At 71.7% G+C, this 20,991-nt stretch carries 16 protein-coding genes; 7 read left to right on the top strand and 9 right to left on the bottom strand.

Annotated elements, in window-relative coordinates:
- Nucleotides 1-71: 71 nt before the first annotated feature.
- Complete coding sequence (locus tag IE97_RS0130805) at nt 72-2,315, bottom strand: glycoside hydrolase family 9 protein (protein ID WP_030247682.1); 2,244 nt, start codon at nt 2,313-2,315, stop codon at nt 72-74.
- A 152-nt stretch (nt 2,316-2,467) separates the two neighbouring features.
- On the bottom strand, nt 2,468-5,560 hold the full coding sequence (locus IE97_RS0130800) for a glycoside hydrolase family 2 TIM barrel-domain containing protein (RefSeq protein ID WP_030247680.1): 3,093 nt from the start codon (nt 5,558-5,560) through the stop codon (nt 2,468-2,470).
- A 256-nt stretch (nt 5,561-5,816) separates the two neighbouring features.
- Here IE97_RS0130800 and IE97_RS0130795 point away from each other — a divergent pair, with 256 nt between their 5' ends.
- Together IE97_RS0130795 and IE97_RS0130790 are read left to right on the top strand one after the other, a co-directional pair.
- Complete coding sequence (locus tag IE97_RS0130795) at nt 5,817-8,201, top strand: SpoIIE family protein phosphatase (RefSeq protein WP_030247677.1); 2,385 nt, start codon at nt 5,817-5,819, stop codon at nt 8,199-8,201.
- A gap of 133 nt (nt 8,202-8,334) precedes the next feature.
- Entirely contained in the window at nt 8,335-9,591 is a 1,257-nt protein-coding gene (locus IE97_RS0130790; RefSeq protein WP_199809844.1) for an arsenic transporter, read from the top strand.
- Between the two features lie 10 nt (nt 9,592-9,601).
- Here IE97_RS0130790 and IE97_RS0130785 read toward each other — a convergent pair whose 3' ends face one another.
- Both IE97_RS0130785 and IE97_RS0130780 read right to left on the bottom strand, forming a co-directional pair.
- Nucleotides 9,602-11,674, bottom strand: a complete 2,073-nt coding sequence (locus tag IE97_RS0130785; RefSeq protein WP_030247674.1) for a ricin-type beta-trefoil lectin domain protein — start codon at nt 11,672-11,674, stop codon at nt 9,602-9,604.
- Between the two features lie 255 nt (nt 11,675-11,929).
- Nucleotides 11,930-12,880, bottom strand: a complete 951-nt coding sequence (locus tag IE97_RS0130780) for a helix-turn-helix domain-containing protein (protein ID WP_030247668.1) — start codon at nt 12,878-12,880, stop codon at nt 11,930-11,932.
- Nucleotides 12,881-12,941: 61 nt separating this feature from the next.
- Between IE97_RS0130780 and IE97_RS0130775 the strand changes: the two genes are divergently transcribed.
- On the top strand, nt 12,942-13,781 hold the full coding sequence (locus tag IE97_RS0130775; RefSeq protein WP_030247665.1) for a phytanoyl-CoA dioxygenase family protein: 840 nt from the start codon (nt 12,942-12,944) through the stop codon (nt 13,779-13,781).
- 77 nt (nt 13,782-13,858) lie between these two features.
- Here IE97_RS0130775 and IE97_RS0130770 read toward each other — a convergent pair whose 3' ends face one another.
- The 4 genes from IE97_RS0130770 to IE97_RS0130755 all read right to left on the bottom strand — a co-directional run bounded on the left by IE97_RS0130770 (nt 13,859) and on the right by IE97_RS0130755 (nt 16,918).
- Nucleotides 13,859-14,827 (bottom strand): aldo/keto reductase, encoded by a 969-nt coding sequence (locus IE97_RS0130770; RefSeq protein WP_030247663.1) that lies wholly within the window; start codon nt 14,825-14,827, stop codon nt 13,859-13,861.
- 64 nt (nt 14,828-14,891) lie between these two features.
- Nucleotides 14,892-15,428, bottom strand: coding sequence for a flavoprotein (locus tag IE97_RS0130765; protein ID WP_030247661.1), 537 nt, complete (start codon nt 15,426-15,428; stop codon nt 14,892-14,894).
- Nucleotides 15,429-15,507: 79 nt separating this feature from the next.
- Nucleotides 15,508-15,708, bottom strand: coding sequence for a ferredoxin (locus IE97_RS0130760; RefSeq protein WP_030247659.1), 201 nt, complete (start codon nt 15,706-15,708; stop codon nt 15,508-15,510).
- A gap of 13 nt (nt 15,709-15,721) precedes the next feature.
- On the bottom strand, nt 15,722-16,918 hold the full coding sequence (locus IE97_RS0130755) for a cytochrome P450 (protein ID WP_030247656.1): 1,197 nt from the start codon (nt 16,916-16,918) through the stop codon (nt 15,722-15,724).
- Nucleotides 16,919-17,203: 285 nt separating this feature from the next.
- Between IE97_RS0130755 and IE97_RS0130750 the strand changes: the two genes are divergently transcribed.
- Nucleotides 17,204-17,836, top strand: a complete 633-nt coding sequence (locus tag IE97_RS0130750) for a LysE family transporter (RefSeq protein WP_030247654.1) — start codon at nt 17,204-17,206, stop codon at nt 17,834-17,836.
- Nucleotides 17,837-17,941: 105 nt separating this feature from the next.
- Nucleotides 17,942-18,391: a nitroreductase family deazaflavin-dependent oxidoreductase gene (locus tag IE97_RS0130745; RefSeq protein ID WP_030247652.1), complete on the top strand. Its 450-nt coding sequence runs from the start codon at nt 17,942-17,944 to the stop codon at nt 18,389-18,391.
- 90 nt (nt 18,392-18,481) lie between these two features.
- On the opposite strand, the gene IE97_RS0130740 is transcribed toward IE97_RS0130745, so the two are convergent.
- A complete protein-coding gene (locus IE97_RS0130740) occupies nt 18,482-19,402 on the bottom strand; it encodes a cation diffusion facilitator family transporter (protein WP_030247649.1) in 921 nt (306 codons plus the stop codon).
- Nucleotides 19,403-19,541: 139 nt separating this feature from the next.
- Between IE97_RS0130740 and IE97_RS0130735 the strand changes: the two genes are divergently transcribed.
- Nucleotides 19,542-20,567, top strand: coding sequence for a glutathione S-transferase family protein (locus IE97_RS0130735; RefSeq protein ID WP_030247647.1), 1,026 nt, complete (start codon nt 19,542-19,544; stop codon nt 20,565-20,567).
- 40 nt (nt 20,568-20,607) lie between these two features.
- Entirely contained in the window at nt 20,608-20,904 is a 297-nt protein-coding gene (locus tag IE97_RS0130730) for a DUF4235 domain-containing protein (protein WP_030247645.1), read from the top strand.
- The last annotated feature ends 87 nt before the right edge of the window (nt 20,905-20,991 follow it).

Here is a 20,991-nt window from a genome sequence, read left to right as displayed (position 1 = left end):
AGGCTACGCGGGGGTGCCGGAGGCGGCCTGTCGGCGCACTCCCCCGGCACCCCGGCACGGTCCTCCGGCGCTTACCCCTGGTCCGCCACGAAGGAGGCCATGCGGGTCAGGGCGGCGTTCCAGTTGATCGTGTGCTCGTTGGTCGACCAGGACTGGATGTCGTCGATGTAGCAGAACTGCCCGACGCACCCCTGGAGCTTGGACTGTGCGTAGGGGTCCTGGATGCTCGAGTTGGGTCCGCCCGCGAGGGTGCCCCTCGGCGGGTTGGGCTGGTTCGGGTCGAGCTGGCGGGCGTACCAGCGGCTGTGCTGGTTCTGGGAGCTGACCTCGCCGTAGCCGGTGACGTAGGAGATGTTCAGCGCGTTGCGGCCCAGGATGTAGTCCATGCTCTGCAGCGCGCCGTCCCGGTACTTCGAGGCGCCGGTGACGTCGTAGGCGGTGGCGAGGACGACGGCGTTGTTGAGCACCTGGTGGCTGGAGCCCCAGTCGTAGGTGTTGCCGTCCGGCGCGTAGGGCATGCCGTAGGGCTGCGCCTTCAGCGTGGCCAGGTAGCGGTCGGCGCCCTTGACGACGGACTGGCGCACCTTGTCCCGGCCGGGCAGCTTGTTCGGCACGGTGGCGAGGTCGAGGCGTCCCGCCGCCCCGGTGCGGGCCCAGTCGAAGGCGATGGGCTTGAAGAGGTCGGCGGTGTGGACCGGGGACTTGATGATGTGGTCCTCGAACCGCTTCTCCCCCGTGCTGAGGTACAGCTCGGCCGCCGCCCAGTAGAAGTCGTCGGTGACATCGCTGTCGGCGTAGGCCCCGCCTCCGATGCCGTCGCTCTCCGAGGCGTGGCGGTCGGGGTGGGTGAGCGCGGCCGACCAGGCCTTGCGGGCGGCCGCCAGGGCCCTGTCGGCGAACGCCTTGTCGTGCGACCGGTACAGGCGGGCCGCCTGCGCGGCGGTGGCGGCCAGGTTCAGGGTGGCGGCGGTGGACGGCGGGTGCAGCTCGCGCTTCTGCGGGTCGTCGTGCGGCATCAGGGGCAGTCCGGTCCACTGTTCGTCGTGCATCTTGTGGTGCGCCATCCCGGCCAGCGGCTTCCCGTCGGGCACCTGCATCCTGAGCAGGAACTCGAGCTCCCAGCGGGCCTCGTCGAGGATGTCCGGGACCTTGTTGCCGCTCTCCGGGATGGTCAGCGTGCCGTCACCGAGCTTGCCGGCGTCGCCGGTGCGGGCGTGCAGGGCGCGCTCGTAGGTGCTGAGCAGCTCCCAGGTGGAGATGCCGCCGTTGACGACGTACTTGCCGTGGTCGCCGGCGTCGTACCAGCCGCCGCTGACGTCCAGGGAGTAGTCGCACACGCCCGGCTGGCAGGGCACGGCGGTGTCGCCCTGGTTGGGGGCGACGCCCACGTGCCCGGCCGGACGGCCGTAGCCGGGCCGCAGGTCGTCGCGTATCGCGATGCCGCTGCGCTGGGTGTAGTAGTACTTCGCCGAATCCAGCCGGAGCCGCTCGTAGGCGCTCGCGCCGATGTCGAAGGGGCGGCTGGTCTCACCGTCGGCGACGAGCGTGAGGCCCGAGCCCTTCTTGCGGTAGGCCCCGAAGTCGATCGAGTGGACGTTCTGCCCGGACGAGACGTCGACCCCGCGCGGCACGGTCGTGCCCCTCGCGACCACCGTGCCGCCGGAGGTCCTCAGCTCCCAGGGCAGCTTTGCCGTGGCGTCGGTGACCAGGGTGGCGTTCTTCGGTCCGGAGGGCAGATAGGCGACCTGGTTGACGCGGACCCGCGGCCCGGTGTCGGGCTCGTACGGCTCCGGCGCCACCCCGCCGAGCAGCGAGACGTCGTCCATGCAGAAGCGCCACGGGTCCGCGCTGCCGCCGAGCTGGAAGCCGACCTGGCCCCGGTCCGTGTCGACGGGCGAGGTGAAGGTGTAGGAGTAGGTGTCGCCGGAGACGCTGAGCTGCGGTGTCACCTCGTAATAGGTGTCGTACGGCGACACGGACAGGCCGACGATCGCGCGCACCACGTGCCCGGCGGGCGTGCCGGTCGCGCTGAAGGAGAAGCGGTACGACTCCCCCTTCACGAGCGCGATGTCGTTCTGCCCGACGGCCGCGTCCCAGCGGTTGGTGGTGCCACCGGGGACGTCGGCGCAGAGGCGGCCGTCGGACAGGCCCGCGGTGACGTTGCTGGTCGTCCACCAGGGGTCGGTGGTGCTGTCGAAGGTGCCGTTCCTGACCTGCTCTCTCTCCTCAGCTCCGGCCGGTGCGGAGGGCAGCGCGGTGAGCGCGGTCGCCAGCAGGGCCGTCAGGGACAGCAGGGCGGTTCTGCGTCGTTTCACGTCTGGGCTCCTCTGGGGAGGGGCGGGTGGCGCTCACGGCGTGGGAGCGCTCCCAGAAGCGGACGCCGACCATCGTTGTGGCTGATGTGACGCCCCGTCAACGGTCTGGACAGGACCGGCTGTTCACCGTCCGGACCGTCGCACGTGGCGGCTCAGGCAGCCGGCGTCTCCAGCCTGCTGACGCGGATCGCGCCCTTGGCCTCGTCCGGGTGGCGGCTCGTCATGGTGAGCCGGATCCGTGAGCCGCGGACGGCCCTGAAGGTGATCACAGTCGGGGCGTCGGAGGCCGTGGCCCAGTCGATCGCGATGTCCCGCACGGCCCGCCACCCCCGCCCGTTCCACACCGCGACCTCGATCGCGGCGGGCAGGCTGTGGCCGGCGTCCACGGTGAAGGAGACGTCGACCCGGTCGAAGCGGCGGGTGCGGCCGTGGTCGACCGACACCCAGTCCTCGGTGCGGGCGCCGTCGAAGGCCGGGAGCAGGGCCGTGGCCTGCTTGAAGAAGCCGTTGGACCAGCCGGTTGCCGGGTCACCGTCGAGCATGGCGGCGGGCAGCGAGTCCGGGCGTCCGGAGTAACTGGCGTCCGCGTGCGGATACCCGACGGGCGCCGGGTGCTCCGGTGCGAAGGCGGGCGGGGCGGTCTCGACCCGGTCCGCCGACCGGGTGGCGCGTACGGTCGCCGTGCCGGTGCGCAGGCCGTCGGCGCGGGCGGTCACCTTCACCGGGCCGGCCTTCGTGCCCGACCGGACGATGGCGAGGGCCTTGCCGTGGAAGGCGGTGCGGGTGCTCGCCTGGTAGCGCTCGGCGCTCTCCTGGCGGCCGTTGTCGAGACCGGCGAGGGAACCGCCCACCACCTCGAAGGAGAGCAGGTGCTCGGCGTCGGGCACCACGACCCCGCGGCGGTCGACCACCTCGGCGGTCACGAAGACCAGCGAGCGCCCGTCCGCGGGCAGGGACGTGCGGTCCGTCGTCAGACGTACCGCGTGCGGGGCGCCGGCGGTGCGCAGCACGTCGGTGGCGACCGCCTTGCCGTCCCGCCGGGCGACGGCCTTCAGCTCGCCCGGCTCGAAGGGCACCCTCCAGGTCAGGTGGAGTTTGCCGGCGCTGCCGTTCGGGCTGGTGTAGCTGCCGGGGTAGGGGCCGTCGGTGAAGGTCTTGTCGTCACCGGTCGCCTCGGTCGTCTCCAGGTAGGTGCGGCCGTCGACGGTCTTCTTGGTGTCGAACCGCCGCACCCCGAGGGACCTTCCGTTGAGGAACAGCTCGACGGTGTCGGTATTCGCGTACGCCCAGACCTCGACGGTGTCGCCCTCGGCGTGGTTCCAGGTCATCGGGAGCAGGTGGACCATCGGCTCCTCGGTCCACTGGCTCCGGAACAGGTAGTACATGTCCTTCGGGAAGCCGGCGGTGTCGACCGCGCCGAAGAAGGACGCCTTGACCGGGAAGACGTCGTACGGCGTGGGCTCGCCGATGTAGTCGATGCCCGACCAGAGGAACTGCCCGGCGAACCACTTGCGGTCGCGGTCCTTCTTGTGGCCGTACTCGCCGCTCATGGTCCAGGAGGCGAGGTTGTTGTCGTAGGAGGAGGTCGCGCGCCTGCCCGGGGTGTGGTTCTCGCCGGTGTTGAGGTGTTCGGGTTCCTGGTAGGCCCCCCGGGTGGAGGTTTCCGAGGAGGACTCGGACTCGAAGAGGAAGAGGTGCGGGTAGGCCTCGTGCAGCTGGTCCACCGACTTGGCGGAGTTGTAGTTGAGGCCGAGGCCGTCGAGCTTGGCCAGCATCAGGTCGGCGGCTGAGCCCTTGGCCGGGAGGCGGCGGTACTTGTCGGAGCCGATGACCAGGGGCCGGGTGTCGTCCGCGGCCCTGATCGCCTCGATGATGCGGTCGGCCATGGCGAGCCCGGCGGTGGACGTCGAGTCGGGGACCTCGTTGCCGATGGACCACATCAGCACGGCGGGCGAGTTGCGGGCCGCCAGCACCATCTCGGTGGTGTCCTTCTCGCACCACTCGTCGAAGAACCGGCCGTAGTCGTAGCGGTTCTTGCCCGTGCGCCAGCAGTCGAACGCCTCCACCAGCATGACGACGCCCAGCTCCTCGCAGACCTGGATCACCTCGGGCGCGGGCGGGTTGTGGGAGGTGCGCAGGGCGTTGACGCCCATGGACCGCATGATCTCCATCTGACGGCGGACGGCGTCGATGCTGACGGCGGCGCCGAGCGCGCCGAGGTCGTGGTGGAGGTCGACGCCCTTGATCTTGTGGTGGGTGCCGTTGAGGAAGAATCCCTCGTCCGGGTCGAAGCGGAAGGCGCGGAATCCGAAGACCGTGCGGTAGGTGTCGGTGGCGCGGCCCGCGACGCGCAGCTCGGTGTGCAGGGTGTAGCGGTGCGGGGCGTGGATGTCCCACAGTTCGGGCCGCCGGACCGTGAGCTCGTGGGTCTCGGTCCGCTCGTCGGTGACGGCGACCGCGGAGGAGGCACGGGCGACCGTCCGGCCCTTCCGGTCGACGATCCGGGAGACGACCTCGACGTCCGCGGCAGCGCCCGACGTGTTGACGACCGAGGTGTCCACCCGTACGAGACCCCGCTCGGCGGAGATCTCGGGCGTGGTGACCCGGGTGCCCCAGCGGGCCACGTGCACCGGCTCGGTGATCACCAGGCGGGCCTCGCGGTACATGCCGCTTCCGGAGTACCAGCGGCTGCTGGGAAGCTGGTTCCGGACCTTGACCGCGAGCACGTTCTCCGTCACGCCGTCGGTGTGCACCAGCCCGGTCAGATCGAAGGCGAAGCCGGTGTAGCCGTAGGGGTGGCGGCCGGCCTCCTCGCCGTTGCAGTAGACGTAGGAGTCCATGTAGACGCCGTCGAACTCCACCGAGATGCGCTTCTCCGCGAGTGCGGGCGGCAGGGTGAAGGCGAGGCGGTACCAGCCGAGGCCGCCGGGAAGGAAACCCGTGCCGCTGGTGGTGCCGTGCCGGGTGGTGGGGGTTTGTTCGATGCTCCAGTCGTGCGGGACGGCGATCTCGCGCCATCCCGAGTCGTCGTATCCGGGGAGGTGGGCACCGACGTAACCGCCGGTCGGGTCGGTGGCCCCGCCGGGGTCGACCAGTGCGAAGCGCCAGCCGTCGCGCAGCGCGACGGTGCGGCGGCCGGACACCCCGCGCACCTCCTCGGCCCCCGCCTCCGGGGCACCCAGCAGCGCTCCCGCCGTGGGCGCTGCCGCGGAGGCGAACAGGAGTGATCTGCGACTGACCGACATGGCGGTTCTCCCTCACTGGAACCCAGAAGCACTCACAACTGATCGAGAACAAACAGATTCTGTCGAGGTGTCACACAGGCCCGTCAAGGGTGCGGAAGTTCCCTTCTGCCTCGGCGGTCACAACGGCCGGTTCCGCCCCTCGGCCGCGCGATGCCTGGTGGCGCCAGGTTGCCGGTTCGCGCAGGACGTCCACGGACTAGGCTGGGACTCTGGTGGCCTCCCCGATCACTGTGAGTGTCCGTATGGAGTGGCGACGATGACCCCGGACGAGCCGTTCGACGATGGCGTGGCCGCGCGTGCCGTCATCGCCGCCGACGGCACGCTCACCGGGTGGAACGAGGGCGCCCGCCGTCTGCTCGGCCACACGGCCGCCGACGTCGTGGGCCGCCCGGCCGCCGAGTTGCTGGCCGACAGCCAGGGCCCGCCACCGGTGCCGATCGACGGCCGCTGGAGCGGCGTGATCGCGCTGCGGCACCGCGACGGTCACACGGTGTCCGCATGGGTGCTCGCGCACCGCAGACCGCCGGACGGCGCGGAGACGGTCGAGTGGGTCGCCGTGTCCCCGCCGGATGCCACCGATGCCGAGCTGCCTGACGATCCGCTGGTGCGGGCGGCGGTGACGCAGTCACCCTGCGCAACGATGATCTTCGACGACCGGCTGCGGCTGCGCGGGGTCAACAACGCCATGGCCGACCTCCTCGGACTGCCCGCCGACCGTCTGCGGGGGCTGAAACCCACCGAGATCGGCAGCCGGCCGCAGAACCGGGAGTTCGAGGAGAATCTGCGCCGGGTGCTGAGCACCGGCCGCCGGCAGGACATGCAGGCGTACATGAAGGCCAGCGGCGAGAGCCGCGGAGCGCACGCCTGGCTCGCCCGGATCGCACCGCTCACCGATGACGCGGGACAGGTGCGGGGCGTGTGTGTGACCGCCCACGACTTCTCGGACCAGTACCGGTCACGGGAGCGGCTGCAACTGGTGAACGAGGCCAGCGTGCGCATCGGCACCACCCTCGACGTCACCCGCACGGCCCAGGAAATGGCGGACGTGTGCGTCCCGGCGCTCGCCGACTTCGTCAGCGTCGACCTGCTCGACACCCGGGAGCACGGCGGCGAGTCCGCGGGTCCGCCCGCCCCACCGGTGAGTCTGCGCCGGACCGCCCACCAGTCGGTCCATCCGGACAGTCCCGAGGCCGTCGTCAAGCCGGGGCAGGTGGACGTCTACCCGGAGAGCTCCCCGCAGGCCGCCTCACTGATCCTGGGCCACGCGATCGTGGCCTCGGGAGCGGAAGGCGCCCTCCAGAAGTGGCTCGCCTGGGACCCGGTCCGCTTCCGGCGGGTCCGCGAGTACGGCATACATTCCACGATGTCCGTGCCGCTCCAGGCCAGGGGCACGACACTCGGCGTCGCGGTCTTCACCCGCTTCCAGCGACCCGAACCCTTCACCCCCGACGACGTGCTGCTCGCCGAGGAGGTCGCGGCCCGGGCGGCCGTCTGCATCGACAACGCCCGCCGCTACTCCCGCGAGCGCGAGACGACCCTCACCCTGCAGCGCAGCCTGCTGCCCCGCACCCTCCCCCGCACCGCGGCGGTGGAGGCGGCCTCCCGCTATCTGCCCGCCATCCGCTCCGGCGTGGGCGGTGACTGGTTCGACGTGATCCCGCTGTCCGGGATGCGGGTCGCCATGGTCGTCGGGGACGTCGTCGGCCACGGCATCCAGGCCTCGGCCACCATGGGCCGGCTGCGCACCGCCGTGCGCACCCTCGCCGACATCGACCTGGCTCCCGACGAGCTGCTGACGCACCTCGACGACCTGGTCATCCGGCTGTCCCAGGAGTCCGGCGTCGACGCCGGCACCGGGGAGGTCGGCGCGACCTGCCTGTACGCGGTGTACGACCCCGTCTCGCGGCGCTGCACCCTGGCCCGGGCCGGGCACCCGCTGCCCCTGCTCGTACCGCCGGACGGCCCTGCACGGCAGCTCGACCTGCCCTCCGGTCCACCGCTCGGTGTCGGGGGACTGCCGTTCGAGGCCGCGGAGGTGGAGCTGCGGGAAGGCAGCGTCCTGTCGTTCCACACGGACGGGCTGCTCAAGAGCCGCGAGCGGGACGTCGACGCGAGTCAGCGGATGCTCCGCGAGGCGTTGTCGGCTCCCTCCGGCTCCCTGGACGAGATCTGCGACCGCGTGCTGCACGCGCTGCTCCCGCCGGGCGGCTCCGCCGACGACGTGGCCCTGCTGCTCGCCCGTACCCGCGGCCTGCCGGCCTCCCAGGTCGCCACCTGGGACATCCCCGCCGATCCGGCGCTGGTGGCCCCGGTCCGCAAGCAGGTCGTCGACCAGCTCGACCGCTGGGGGCTGATCGAGGCCACGTTCACCGCCGAGCTCGTGGTGAGCGAGCTGGTCACCAACGCCATCCGCTACGGCGCCCCGCCCATCCGGCTGCGGCTGATCCACGACGCCTCCACGCTGATCTGTGAGGTGTCCGACACCAACCACACGGCGCCGCACCTGCGCCGGGCCAAGACCTGGGACGAGGGCGGCCGCGGTCTGCTCCTGGTCGCCCAGCTCACCGAGCGCTGGGGCAGCAGGCACACCACCGAGGGCAAGACGATCTGGGCCGAGCTGGCGCTGCTCGACGAGATCTGACCGGTCCTGTACGGCTGCCCCCGGACGGCGGCGCATGGGCCGGACCGGGCTGCTGTGGGGACCCTGCTCGGCTCTTACCTGATCCTGGTTTCATGTGCGGGCACGATCTGGTCGCATCCCGGAGGACCCCGTCCTGAACACCCCGCTCGCCGAAGTCCTGTCCGTGACGCTGCTGGTCACCGTCCTCGTCTGGGCCGTCGCCCGTCCGCGGGGGCTGCCCGAGGCCGTGATGGCGGTTCCGGCCGCCGGGCTCACCGTCGCCGTCGGCGTGATCTCCCCCGACCACGCCTGGGAGGAGATCCAGCGGCTGGGGCCCGTGGTCGGCTTCCTCGCCGCCGTGCTGGTGCTCGCCCACTTCTGTGACGTCGAAGGGCTGTTCACGGCGTGCGGGGCTTGGATGGCCCGCTGGGCCGCGGGGCGTCCCGGGCGGCTGCTGACCGCGGTGTTCGCCCTGGCCTCCGTCATCACGGCCGTGCTCAGCCTGGACGCCACCGTCGTCCTGCTGACACCGGTGGTACTCGCCACCGCAACCCGGATGGGCGTGACGGCCCGTCCGCACCTCTACGCCTGTGCCCATCTGTCGAACACCGCTTCACTGCTGCTTCCGGTCTCCAACCTGACCAACCTGCTGGCGTTCGCGGCGAGCGGGCTGAGCTTCACCCGGTTCGCGGCACTGATGGCGCTGCCCTGGCTGGTGGCGATAGGCGCCGAGTACCTGGTGTTCAGGCGCTACTTCGACCATGAACTGACCGCCGCTCTCCCCTCCCCCGGACCTGAGCGGCCCCCCGAGGTGCCGCTGTTCGCCCTGGTCACCGTGGGCTGCACGCTCGCCGGATTCGTCGTGGCCTCCGCCCTCGGGATCGCACCGGCGTGGGCCGCGCTGGCCGGAGCACTGGTGCTGGCCGGGCGGGCTCTGCTGCACCGGCGGGCCACTCCCCTGACCGTGGTGCGGTCCGCGGCTCCCGCCTTCCTGGCGTTCGTGCTCGCGCTCGGCGTCGTCGTGCGCGCGGTCGTCGACCACGGGCTCGCCGACGCGCTGCACCGGGTGCTGCCCGACGGCTCGGGCCTGCTCACGCTGCTGGGCGTGGCAGCCCTGGCCGCCGTCCTGGCGAACCTCATCAACAACCTGCCCGCGGTGCTGGTGCTGCTGCCGCTGACCGCCGGGGCCGGTCCGGGTGCCGTGCTCGCGGTGCTGCTCGGTGTGAACATCGGTCCCAACCTGACCTACGCCGGGTCGCTGGCGACCCTGCTGTGGCGGCGGATCGTGCAGCAGCACGGGCACCGGGTCGGGCTCGGGGAGTTCACGCGGCTCGGGCTGCTCGCCGTGCCGGCCGCGCTGGTGCCGGCCGTGGTGGCGCTGTGGCTGTCGCTGGCTGTCCTCGGGCCCTGAGCGCACGCGGTCAGCGTCGTCCGCCCCCGTAGCCGCCCCCGTAGCCGCCGTCATAGCTGCCGTCATGGCCACCGTCATAGCCGCCGTAGCCCGGGTAACCGTACCGGCCGTCCTCGTCGCAGTGGTACGCGTAGCGGTAGCAGGGCGGGTCGGTGGAGGGCTGGCTGCTCGGAGTCGGCTGCGAGGTCGAGGGTGTCGCGGACGGGGTCGGGGTCGGCGTGGGAGTCTTCGAAGGTGTGGCGGGCGGTGTCCGCGTGGGGCGCGGAGCCGGTGCGGCGGCGTTCCAGTTGACGGCCTCCATCTGAAGGTCGGCCTTCGAACGGTCGATCGCCCAGCGTTGCGCCTCGTCGTCCGCGCGGGCCTTGAGGACCAGAGCCCCCGAGCCGTCGGTCGCGGCCGGGGCCAGGGCGAGGTCCTGGTTCCAGCGGGGCACCAGGGCGCCCTGGAGGGTGAAGTCGTAGCGGACGTCCTTGGTGTCCGACCGGGACGCGCCCGAGCAGGGAGCCAGCCGCACCGAGTAGCCGGCACGCGAGTCGAGGCACAGCTCCGGGGCAGCGACGTTGCGCAGCAAACCATCCGTTTCGTACGTCCACTGCTGGACGGCGTCCGGGGAGCAGGCGGCGAGCTCGGCCTCCGCGCCCGACACGGCCTTGTCGCCCGCGATGCCGACGCACAGGCCGGAGGCGAGGTTGTGCAGCCGGCCACGCAGGGCGCCCTTCCCGGCATCCCCGGCCCCGGCCCAGGACGGGTCGCGCGTCGACTCGCCCGCACCGGCGCCGGGCGCCTCGGACGGCCGTGCCGCGCTTTGCGAGGTGTCCTCGCCGGAGTTGCCGATGGACCACAGGACGAGCGGGAGCACGACCAGGCCGCTGACCGTCAGGACGCCCACAGTGAGGTTGCGGCGCCGGGCGGAACGGCGGGCAGCCTTGTGGGCGGATCTGCGGGCCGCTGTGCGGGGGCCTTCGACGCGCCGGCCGGGAGCGGACCCTGGGGTGGGCGGGGTGTCGGGCGGGGCGGGAAAACCGTCGTGGGCGTGGGATGGCGATTCCGCTCCGGTCGCGGAAGCGGTCGGCGTGTCCCCTGCGCCGAGGGGGTCGGTGAACGACTCCCCGGCCATGCCCGCGAGAGCGACGGGGTCCGGGACAGCCGGACGTGCCACACCGGCCGAGTGCAGGACGGGCCCAGCGGCCGTCCCCCCGGGCACCCCGGTCTGCTCGGTGCCGGTCTCCTGATCGTCGGTGGCCGGCTGGGGGCCGCTCACCCGGCTCTCCGCGTACTCCCGCCCGCCCCAGCCCAGCACCGCCTCCGCCAGGGCGGCACCGAGTCCGTGGTTGAACTGGTCGAGCTGGTCCGCGGCGGCGCTGCAGTGCCCGCAGCCCTCGATATGCGCGCGTAGATCGGGGTCGATGCCGTGACCGCCCCGCCGGTACGTCACGTCGAGCAGACGCAGATAGCGGCGGCACTCCTCGCCGGGGGCGAGTTCGCGGTGCAGTTGGAGGCTCTCCTCGCGCAGCCGGTCACGGGCCCGGCCCAGTTCGACACGTGCGCTCTCCTCGTCCAGCCCGAGCAACCCGGCGGGCTCCGCGAGCGGTTCGGCCTCGACCTCGACGTGCCACAGCAGGCAGCGGGCGGACTGGGGCAGCCGCTGGAAGGCCCCGGAGAGCAGGCGCCGGTGCCACGGCGGCAGCAGACGGGCGGCCACCCGCTCCCCCGCGCCGGCCCCGGAGAGCAGCTCCGGGTGGAGCATCTCCCCTCTGTGGTCGGTGGCCCACTCGGCGGCGACGCGCCGTACGGTCACGAGCAGATGGGGCCGCCACGCGGAGGTCGGGCCGTTCTGGCGCAGGGTCTCGCCGAAGATCCGGGTGAACGCGGCAGTGGTGAGTATTCCGGCGGAACGCGGGCCGTCGGTGCACCGCCTGGCGTAGGCGAAGGCCGCCTCCCAGTGCCGGTCCAGCAGCTCGCCGACAGGGTGGAGTGCGGGGGTCGCGCCCGTCCACTTCCTGAGCTCGGCGCTCAGTTGCTCGTCCGTCGCGCCGGACCCGCGGGCCGAAGCCGGGGAATTCGACAGGCCAGCGTCATTCACGGCTGCATTCCTCTCAAGGACATGCGGAATAAAGTCCATACCAAGGGGTATGTCGGCACATCGGCCGCGCGCACACGAAAGAAAGGCGTGTCGTCCGCACGCCGACAAGGCACACCTTTGCACAGGTCAGCGAGTAGGAACAAGAGATCTCACGGTTTCCTGCCTTGCGTACACGGCCGACCCTTTTTGACAAAATGTCAACCAGTGGGCGGAAGGGGATTTCCCTGCTGCACAATTGGTTTTGACGGTACGTTTTCACCCGTTCTCGACGTCCCCCGTAAACCATTGCAGTGCACCGCCGATCCGGTACGCGCCGGGCGGCGTCCCGAAGCGCTCGCGGAAGACCCGGTTGAAATGGTACGGGCTGGCGAACCCCGAGGCCGCCGCTACGCGTTCCACGGACAGGTCGGTGCCCTCCAGCAGCCGGGCTGCGCGGCGCAGCCGCGCCTCGCGCAGGGCGCGCATGGGTGACTGGCCGAGCTGGGCGCTGAACAGGTGGGCGAAGCGGGACGGTGACAGAGCGACACCCTCGGCGAGCGAGCGCACGGTGTGCGGCGCGCCCGGATCCGCGTCGATCAGTTCCAGGGACCGGCGGATCCGTGCGTCGAGGCCGGGGCGGGGTGCCGCCGGCCGGGCGCCGGCGGTGGTGAGCAGGACCACCTCCTCCAGCGCGCACAGGGCCAGTTCACGGGCCGTGCCGCCGTGTGCGACGGCGATCTGCCGGCCCGGTGGCGCCGCGTCGGACGGTGCCTCGGCCCCGGGTCGGCGGGCGTCGGCGTGCATCCGCCGGAACGCCGTCTCGACGCGGTCGTGCACTCCGGCCGGGACGGAGGTGACCACGTACATCCCGTCCCCGGTGTCGTACGGCCGCAGCCATGCCCCCCACGCCGGGCGGGCCTGGCAGTGCGCCCACCAGAACCGCCAGTGCCGGTCGCCGGGCCGGGTCGCGTAACCGTGCGGCACGCCCGGGGCGAGCACCACCAGGTGGCCCGCGCCGGCCGAGGTCTTCGATCCGCCCTGCCACAGCAGACCGCACCCTGACAGGGTCCAGGTGAAGAGCCAACTCGTAGCTCCGCGGGGGCGGTTGACGGTGTAGCCGGACGGCTGGTCGAAGTGGCCGGTCACGACGAGGCCGGGCGGCGGGGCGGGCGCCCCGCGGCCCTCGGGTCCGGCAGTTCCGGGCAATGCGTCAGCACGCACGGGCATCCTCTTCGACGACTCGACGGCCTAGCTTGTCGACCGGGACACCTGACCGAGGAGTGCACTCATGACAGTCACGGGCAATGGCGCCACCGGCGCTCCCATCCTGGACCCCACCGTGCTCCGGCGGTACCGGAAAGGCTTCGAGGAGGACGGGTTCGCGGTCGCCCGCGGGCTCTTCGGGGCCGACGAGACCGAGCGCCTGTGCGACGAGTTCGCGGCACTCCACGCGGGCGGCCGGATGCCGGGGCACTTCGAGCCCCGCGCGTCCGGCCCGGACGCCGATCCGCTGCACGTCTGGCCGAGGGTGATGCATCCGCACGAGATCAACGACCTCGCGCGTGAGGTCCTGCTGGACGCCCGGCTGCGCACAGTCCTGGAGGTGCTCCTGGGCGAGGAGGTCCTGGCCGCGCAGAGCATGTTCTACTTCAAGCCGCCGGGGGCCCGGGGCCAGGCGTTGCACCAGGACAACTTCTATCTGCGCGTGGAGCCGGGCACGTGCGTGGCGGCGTGGCTGGCCTGCGACGTGATCGACCGGGAGAACGGCGGGCTCGAAGTCGTGCCGGGCACGCACCGGATGGATGTGTTCTGTCCGGAGGAGGCGGATGCGGGGGTGTCCTTCGCACGGGAGTACGTTCCGCCGCCGCCGGGGCTGGCTCCCGTGCCGGTGGACATGAAGCCCGGGGATGTTCTGTTCTTCAACGGCAGTTTGGTGCACGGGTCGCAACCGAACCGTTCGGGGAGTCGCTTCCGGCGTTCGTTCATCGGGCACTACGTGGGGCGGTCGGCCGAGCGGATCGGAGGCTTCTACCGGACCCTGGCGATGAGTGGGGCGCGGGTGGTGCTGCCTGCGAGTGAGGGAGCGGGGCCCTGCGGTACGGAGTTCGCACCGCCGGGGCCCCACTGAGCCCGTCCGTCATGGTCGCCCGCGGTGCCGTCGTGGCTGTTCGCGCGGTTCCCCACGCCCCTTCCTTGGGGTCCGCTTCAGTGACCGGCGATCGGATGTGCGGTGTAGGGGCGCTCCAACTCCTCGATCTCCTTGTCGCTGAGCTCCAGATCCACGGCGGCCACCGCGTCCTCCAGATGCCGTGGCTTGGAGGCGCCGACGATCGGTGCCGTCACCGTGTCCTGGCGGAGCAGCCACGCGAGGGCGACCTGGGCCCGAGGTACTCCGCGGGCCTCGGCGATGCGGGTGACCGCCTCGACGATGGTGCGGTCACCCTCCTGGTAGAGGTTGCTGCCGAACGTGTCGGTGGCGCTGCGCTCGGTCGTGGTGTCCCAGTCGCGGGTGAGGCGGCCTCGGGCGAGCGGGCTCCAGGGCAGGGTGCCGACACCCTGGTCCGCGCAGAGGGGCAGCATCTCGCGCTCCTCCTCGCGGTAGAGGAGGTTGTAGTGGTTCTGCATCGACACGAAGCGCGTCCAGCCGTTCAGCCGAGCGGTGTACTGCATCTTGGAGAACTGCCAGGCGTACATCGAACTCGCCCCGATGTAGCGGGCCTTGCCCGCCTTGACGACGTCGTGCAGGGCCTCCATCGTCTCCTCGACGGGAGTGTGCGGGTCGAAGCGGTGGATCTGGTAGAGGTCGACGTAGTCGGTGCCGAGGCGGCTCAGGCTCTGGTCGAGCTCGGTCATGATCGCCTTGCGGGACAGTCCGCCGCCGTTCGGCCCGGGGCGCATCCGGCCGTGCACCTTCGTCGCGAGCACGATCTCGTCGCGGCGCGCGAAATCGCGCAGGGCCCGGCCGACGATCTCCTCGCTGGTGCCGTCGGAGTAGACGTTGGCCGTGTCGAAGAAGTTGATGCCCGATTCGACCGCCTGGCGGATCAGCGGGCGTGAGGCCTCCTCGTCGAGCGTCCACTCGTGCCGGCCCCGGTCCGGCAGGCCGTAGGTCATGCATCCCAGACAGATCCGCGAGACGTCCAGGCCCGTCGAACCGAGCTTCACGTACTGCATCGTTGCTGCTCCTGCCTTCGGGAGGGTTGCCAGTGGCAGCGTACGTGTTCGTGTGCGCTCGAACTCAGCCGCGGCCGAGCAGGTCCAGCGCCCGTTCCCAGCCGAACTCCGGTCTCCCGCCGTCCTGTCCCGGCTCCCCCGCGTACGGCTCCCCGAACCGCACGCCCATCCCCCGCAGCCGTTCGAGGCCGTCCCGGTAGGCGGGGTGGGCGGCCAGCGGGTCGGCCACGCACGGCAGGGCGGCGATCGGCACGCCGAGGCCCGCCGCCTCGCAGAGGGTGCCCAGGGCGAGGGTGTCAGCGATGCCGGCGGCCCATTTGTTGAGGGTGTTGAAAGTGGCGGGAGCGACGACCACCGCGTCGGGCGCGGGGAACGGGCGCGGCTCGCCCGGGGTGCGCCAGGCGGACCGGATCGGCCGTCCGGTCTGTGCTTCGACGGCCGCGGTGTCGAAGAAGCCGTTCATGGCGACGGGCGTCGCGATGACTCCGACCTCCCAGTCCCGCTCCTGCGCGGCGGTGATCAGTTTGCTGACGTCCGCGGCGACACCGGCGGCGCACACGACGACGTAGAGGAAGGGTTTCCGGGCGGCCTGTTCGGTCATCCCGGAAACCCTAGCGACTCCTTCCGGCCCGCCGGACGAAAACCCGGCGCACTCCAGGTCCGCCTGACGGGTCGTCGTCTCAGCTCACCGTCTCCGACACGGTGATGGCGCTCACCGGGCAGGCGCGGGCCGCCTCCCGCACCAGCGGGCTGCCGCCGCCGTCCTCCTGGCCGGGCAGCAGGGCGCTGATGCCGTCGTCGTCCTGGGTGAACACGTCCGGGGCGGTCAGGGCGCACTGGCCCGCACCGATGCAGACGTCCTTGTCGATGTCGATGTGCATGAGGGGAAGCCTCTTACCAAGTCACGGGGAGTTCCAGCATCCCCTGGATCGTGTCGCCCGGCTTGAAGGGAATCTCCTCGGCCGCCGCGGCCAGGCGCAGGGTGGGCAGACGGCCGAAGAGGGTCCCCAGGGCGATCTCCAGCTCGGCGCGGGCGAGGTTCTGGCCGAGGCACTGGTGAATGCCGAAGCCGAACGCGACGTGATGCCGGGCCGAGCGGTTGAAGTCGAGGGTGTCCGGATCGGGGTAGACCGTCTCGTCGCGGTTGATGACGGACGTCGCGAACACCACGCCGTCACCCTTGCGGATCGTCGTCCCGGCCACCTCGATGTCCTCGACGGCGAGGCGGAGCAGGCCGTCCGCGATCGACAGCATCCGCATCAGCTCCTCGACCGCGGCCGGCAGCAGCCGCGGGTCGGCGTGCAGCTCGGCGAGCCGCTCGGGGTGCCGGAGCAGGGTGAAGGTGCCGAGCGAGATCATGTTGGCGGTCGTCTCATGGCCCGCGACCAGCAAGATGAGCGCCAGGGCGATCAGCCCCTCGCGGTCGAGTGCGCCGTCGCTCAGCTGCCGCTGGACCAGATCATCCAGCAGACCGGTGCCGGGGTTCTTCCGCTTGCGGTCGACCAGTTCGCCGAAGTACTCCTCCAGCCGGTCCCGGGCGTCCATCACGTCGGCGGCCTCCGGGCCGCGCAGCAGCCGCCGTGACTGGGTCTCGAAGAAGTCGTGGTCGGCGTACGGGACGCCGAGCAGGGCGCAGATCACCATGGACGGCACGGGCAGCGCGAAGGCGCTCACCAGGTCGGCGGGCGCGCCCCGGGCGATCATCGCGTCGAGTCGTTCGTCCACGATCTGCTGGATGCGGGGCCGGAGTTCGGCGGCCCGCTTGAGGGTGAAGTCCCCGACCACCATGCGCCGCTGGTCTCGGTGCTCGGGGTCGTCGACCCCCAGCAGGGCCGTCCTGCGGTTGCGGATCCCGGCGAAGCGCGCGGTGGGGACGGGGAAGCCGGGGCGGTCACGGTTGGTGGACAGGCGCGGGTCGGCGAGCAGCGCGCGGGCGGTGGCGTGCCCGCTGACCAGCCAGGCCTCGCGGCCGTCGAAGAGGGTGATACGGGTCAGGGGGCGTGCGGTGCGCAGCGGCTCGTAGGCGGCGGGCGGGTGGTAGGGGCAGGTCCGGCTCTGGGGGAAGGCCACGGGTGCGGTCGTGTCCGTCATGGAGACCTCGCAGACGATGGGTGCGTCGTACCGGTCATCATTAGATGCCCCAGGCACCTATAGGGGGACGCGAAGTTCGGCCAGTCCGGTGTCGTACGCAACTTGGCCGAGGAATGCCGCCCCTCTGTTCGAGCGGGATCGAAAACCGGTTGCCCGGGCGACGGGCGGGCCCCAGGATCCAGCCATGACCGCGTTCGATACCTTCCTGCCGCTGTCCGTCGCCGCTCCCACCGCGCGCCGACAGCAGCAATCCGGCCGCCGTGGAGGGCCGACGCCGCCACGGCCATGACGGCCGCGCTCGTCGCGGGGCTGCTCGCCGGATACGGCATCGCCGTCCCGGTCGGCGCGGTCGGGACCTACCTCGTCTCCCTCACCGCCCGCACGTCCCTGCGCACCGGTGTCTGCGCGGCGCTCGGCGTCGCCACCGCCGACGGGCTGTACGCCCTCGCCGCCACGCTCGGGGGGACGGCCCTGGCCGGCGCGCTGCGGCCGGTGCTCGGGCCGCTGCGCTGGGTCTGTGTGCTGGTGCTGCTCGCGCTGGCGGCGTGGGGTGCGATCGGCGCGGTGCGCGAGTACCGGGGCCACCGGCTCGCCACGCGCACGGCCCCCGCTCCCCCGGGCCCGGCCCGGGCCTATCTGGGGCTGCTCGGCATCACGCTGCTCAACCCCACCACCGTGATCTACTTCGCGGCGCTCGTCCTCGGTTCCCGGGCCACGGATCCGGCCGGGGCCCTGGAACAGGGGGTGTTCGTCCTGGCCGCGTTCGCCGCGTCCGCGAGCTGGCAGGTGCTGCTCGCCGGGAGCGGTGCGCTGCTGGGCCGTGCGCTGACCGGTCATCGAGGACGGCTGGCGACGGCACTGGCGGCGAGCGGGGTGATGACAATCCTGGCCGTGCGGATGGCGGTGGCGCCCGGGTGAGGCGCGTGACCGGCCGGGACTCGTCGGCGGGCGGATGATTCCCGGGTGCACCAGTGTTGAAGTCGTGTGCCAGTCAGTTGTCGACACGACGATGGGACCGATGCCATGCCTCTCGAGGGCGAGTACGAGCCCAGCCCGACGCAGTGGGTGCGCCGGCAGGTGGAACTGTACGAGAGTTCCGGCGGTACCGAGGGGACGACCCTCCAGGGCTCGAAGATGCCGGTGGTGATCCTCACCTCGCGGGGTGCCAGGAGCGGCAAGCTGCGCAAGACACCGGTGATGCGGGTGGAACACGAAGGGCGTTACGCCGCGGTCGCCTCCCTCGGCGGCGCGCCCCAGCACCCCGTCTGGTATTTCAACCTCAAGGCCGACCCGCGTGTGGAGCTCCAGGACGGCCCGGTCAAACAGGACATGACCGCCCGTGAGGTCACGGGTCAGGAGAAGGCCGAGTGGTGGGAGCGTGCCGTCGCGGCGTACCCGGCGTACGCCGACTACCAGACGAAGACGGACCGGGAGATCCCGGTGTTCGTCCTGGAGCCGACCGAGGGCGGGTGACGCACCGCGGCCGACTGCCCGGTTCGGGCAGTCGGCCAAGAATTCTGTTCCTCCGTGTGCATGAACCGTCCACGGCGGGGCACGCGAGAGTCAGGCCCCGCCGCGCTCCCCCGTCGCGGCGGGGCTTTCCGCTGCCTCGCGCGCGGGGCGGTCGGTGACGTCGAGGAAGATCTGGTCGGCCTCGGGGACCGTCAGGGCGATGGAGCGCTTGATGCGGACGGCGACCTCCTCGACACGTTCGCTGTCCAGGCCGGGCACCAAGTCGACGCGAGCGGCCACGAGGGCCGTGTCGAGCCCCGTCTTCATCGTGAACAACGCCTCCACGCTGTCGATCTCCGGCTGCGCCCGCAGCAGCGACCGGATCCGCCCGCTCGCCTCCGGGTCGGCCGCCTCACCGATCAGCTGGTCACGTGCCTCAGCGCCCAGCCGGTACGCGACGTAGACCAGCAGCGCACCGATCGCCAGGGAGGCCGCCGCCTCCCACACCACCTGGCCGGTGACCATGTGCAGCGCCATGCCCACGATGGCCAGCGAGACGCCGAGCACCGCCGTACCGTCCTCGGCGACGACCGTGCGCAGGGCCGGATCACGCAGTCCGGCACCCGTGCCGCCCTGCCGGCGGACCTGGTACAGCGCCCGCAACAACGAACCGCCCTCCGCGAGGAGGGCGATGCCGAGCACGATCAGTCCGGCCACATAGCCGCCGAGATCCTCCTCCGCTCCGCTCGCCAGGGCTTCGAAGCCCTGGAAGAAGGAGAAACAGCCTCCCATGACGAAAATCCCGACGGCCGCCAGGAGCGACCAGAAGAACCGCTCCTTGCCGTAACCGAACGGGTGACGCCGGTCGGCCGGGCGACGGCTACGGCGCAGCGCCGCCAGCAGGAACACCTCGTTCAGGCTGTCGGCCACCGAATGGGCCGCTTCCGACAGCAGTGCGGGTGATCCCGCGGCCAGGCCGCCTACGGCCTTGGCGGCCGCGATCACCAGATTGGCCGCGAGCGCCACCAGCACGGTGACGCGTGTCCTCCGATCACTTCCTTCTTCAGTCACCCACGCCGATTGCCCCGGTCGGCGGTGCTCACACCGTGCCGTCCGCGGAAAACGGGGAACGCGTTCACCAGGGCACACGTACGGCAAGGAGGTCACACCCATGAGCCGCGACGACGGCGACGACGGCAACAGCGCCTACGGAAGGAGGGCGTTCAAACGGTCCAAGGCGCATTTCACGGACCGGATCACGGCGGACGGCCGGGACGGCTGGCCGGTGGAGGCCGGCCGCTACCGTCTGGTCGTCAGCCGTGCCTGCCCATGGGCGAGCCGGTCGCTGGTCTCCCGGCGGCTGCTCGGCCTGGAGGACGTGCTGTCCCTGGCCGTCGCCGATCCGATCCAGGACGACCGCAGCTGGCGTTTCACCCTGGACCAGGACGACCGCGACCCGGTGCTCGGCATCCGCTATCTGAGCGAGGCATACGACCGGCGGGAGCAGGACTACCCCGGCGGTGTCAGCGTCCCGGCGATCGTGGACGTGCCCAGCGGGCAGCTGGTCACCAACGACTACCAGCAGCTCACGCTCGATCTGGCGACCGAGTGGACGGCTCTGCACCGGGACGGCGCGCCCGACCTGTACCCGCACGAGCACCGGGACGAGATCGACGAGGTGATGGCGGACGTCTACGAGGACGTCAACAACGGCGTGTACCGGGCGGGCTTCGCCACCGGGCAGGAGGAGTACGAGGCCGCCTGCGCGGGCGTGTTCCGGCGGCTCGAGCTGCTCACGGAGCGGCTGGAACGGCAGCGGTACCTCGTCGGCGACACCATCACCGAGGCGGACATCCGGCTGTTCACCACGCTGGTCCGCTTCGACGCGGTCTATCACGGTCACTTCAAGTGCAATCGCTGGAAACTGACGGAGAACCGGGTGCTGTGGGGCTACATACGTGACCTGTACCAGACGCCCGGCTTCGGCGACACCGTCGACTTCGATCACATCAAGCGCCACTACTACCAGGTGCACACGGGCATCAACCCGACCCGCATCGTGCCCCTGGGCCCGGACCTGTCCGGCTGGCTGACCCCGCACCACCGCGAGGAGCTGGGCGGCCGGCCGTTCGGCGACGGCACACCGCCGGGGCCGGTCCGCCCCGAGGAGCGGGTCCGGACCGCGGGCACACCCTGACCACTGCGAGACACCCCTCTCACCGACCTAGGAGATCCACGTGGCCAAGAAGAAGAAACTCCCCATCGCCTACCAGCCCCTCGGATTCGTGCTCGGCTGGTCGAGCGGCTGGCTGGCCGGGCTCGCCTTCCGCAAGACGTGGATGGCGATCCGGCACGAAGAGGACGCGCCCGACGCGCTGGACCGGGACCGCGGCTGGGGCGAGGTGCTGCTGGCCGCCGCGGTCCAGGGCGCCATCTTCGCCGTGGTGCGCAGCGCCGTGGACCGCGCGGGCGCGACCGCCATCGAGCGCTCGACCGGCACGTGGCCGACCAGTGAGAAGGGCGGCCGCGACTGACAGCCGCCCGGTTCCGCCCCGCCCGTGCGGCGGGGCGGAACCGTGTCCCGACCCGGCCGCGAGGCCGCCCGTGCCAGGTCGTGTCCG

The sequence above is a fragment of the Streptomyces sp. NRRL S-455 genome (assembly GCF_000717875.1).
GTDB lineage: Bacteria > Actinomycetota > Actinomycetes > Streptomycetales > Streptomycetaceae > Streptomyces.
The sequence above is the reverse complement of the archived record's forward strand: the minus strand, read 5'-3'. Positions and strand labels throughout refer to the sequence as shown.